The organism is Mesorhizobium sp. P5_C1, assembly GCF_054049815.1.
The window spans coordinates 1-1,571 of the sequence record NZ_JBFULQ010000873.1 but is presented as its reverse complement, the minus strand read 5'-3'; the positions used below and the strand labels follow the sequence as shown (position 1 = coordinate 1,571).

Genomic DNA, 1,571 nt, shown 5'->3' with positions numbered 1-1,571 from the left:
CGCCTGCGCCAGTAGCCACCTCGCCAGGACCGCATTGCTTCTGCCCGCTGACATAGAGGTCGTAGCGCGTCAGGCTGAGGTTGAATATGGAGCGGTAGCGAATGACGGTGGTGCCGTCCTGCTTCAGTAGTGCCTGAACTTCGGCGCAACTCAGGCCGGCGATATCCCTGCGCTCTTGCGCTTGAGCCTGCACCACGAGGAAGAGTAACGGAATTGCAATCGCGATCGGCTTCATGGCGCCCCACCAGCGTTTTCGCCCGACCGATGGTGTAGACTTGACCAACCGATATGAAAAGCCCTCTGCCTTTGGCCTCGCCAAAGGACGCATGCGTTCTATGTCATCGATGGTCGAAAAGATCTGTTGCAGGCCATTTCTAAGCGCCGTAGACCCTAGCGCCTCTTCGTGGTTTGAGTTTGAATAAGCCTCGTCTTCACCCCCGTAGTTGATGGCCCCTTGAATAGGTGACACGATCATGAGCATGGGTTTAGACCGCCAACCGCAGGTACGCCGGACGACGCCGCCGTCGGAAAGTGTCGTTGCGGGCTGGTACGAGAACGCCAGCTTACTCGATAGCTACAGCATTGACATGAGTGCATCGGAACAGTCGAGCATGCGCGAGTTGGCGACGCGGACACTCGTCAATCCACCGGCGTGGCAAAAGGCATTGATCGCGCTGCGCGACGCCATGGTTACGCCCTTTGGCATCAAAACCTCCGGTACGGTCAGGACGTCCCGGGACAGCCATCAACGGGTGGACTTCTTCCCGGTGCACTGGGAGGGCAAGGACGAAATTGTGCTCGGAACGGATGACCGACACCTGGACTTCCGGCTATCTCTGCTCCGACGCCATTCTCCAATAGGCACGTTGCTCATCGCAACAACCGTTGTGCATACCCACAATGCCTTGGGCTTCACCTATCTCAACGCGATCAGGCCTTTTCATCACCTCGTGGTCAGGGCCAACCTGGCACGCTGCGCACTGAGGAAGTCCGCGCCCCTGGCGTAGCGCCTCAGATGTTCCTCTCGATATGAGCCTCGATCGTATTTGGGCGCCGTAACTCAAATCTCTTAGCTGCCATAAATGTCAGCACGATAGCGGCAGCTGTAGTTGCAATGACGGTGGTGGTAAGGGCTAGACTTCTCACCATCTTCACTCAACAAAGCCTACCGCTGTTTCACCTTCGGCGTTATCTCTTCGATCCTGACCTTGTCGCCGATCTCCTTCGCCATGGCCAAAGGTTTGGCTTTGTCCTTGGTTGTCAGCACCGTGCGCCAATGCGGTTTCTCGAAGACGCTCACAACGTAGGTTGTTACGGGCTTATCAGGCATCGCTAAAATATAGCCTACCTGTCGGTGGCGTCTAGCACGGCGCTTGGTTTGCTTCACGCGGGCGTCACAATAGCGATGCAGATTAGTAAGCGCTGAAGGGGGTTCGATCGATCCCTCCCCCCTTCGGGGTTCCCAATCGATCCTCCCAAGGCCCGGCTTCAAACCGGGCTTTCTTTTTAGCTCTCTAGCTGCCGTTAATACGCTCGGCAATGGCGAACGCCCGTAGGTCCTTTGCCTTGCC

At 57.0% G+C, this 1,571-nt stretch carries 2 protein-coding genes and 1 pseudogene; 1 reads left to right on the top strand and 2 read right to left on the bottom strand.

Annotated features, from left to right (window positions below):
- The coding region (locus ACXJ7R_RS32150; RefSeq protein WP_457155319.1) for a hypothetical protein at window positions 1-481 on the bottom strand (481 nt) is incomplete at its 3' end.
- Between ACXJ7R_RS32150 and ACXJ7R_RS32145 the strand changes: the two genes are divergently transcribed.
- A complete protein-coding gene (locus ACXJ7R_RS32145; protein WP_457155318.1) occupies window positions 474-1,007 on the top strand; it encodes a DUF2867 domain-containing protein in 534 nt (177 codons plus the stop codon). The genes ACXJ7R_RS32150 and ACXJ7R_RS32145 overlap by 8 nt on opposite strands.
- Before the next feature lie 158 nt (window positions 1,008-1,165).
- Here the strand turns inward: ACXJ7R_RS32145 and ACXJ7R_RS32140 are convergent.
- Window positions 1,166-1,571, bottom strand: a pseudogene (locus ACXJ7R_RS32140) (hypothetical protein); the annotation flags it as partial.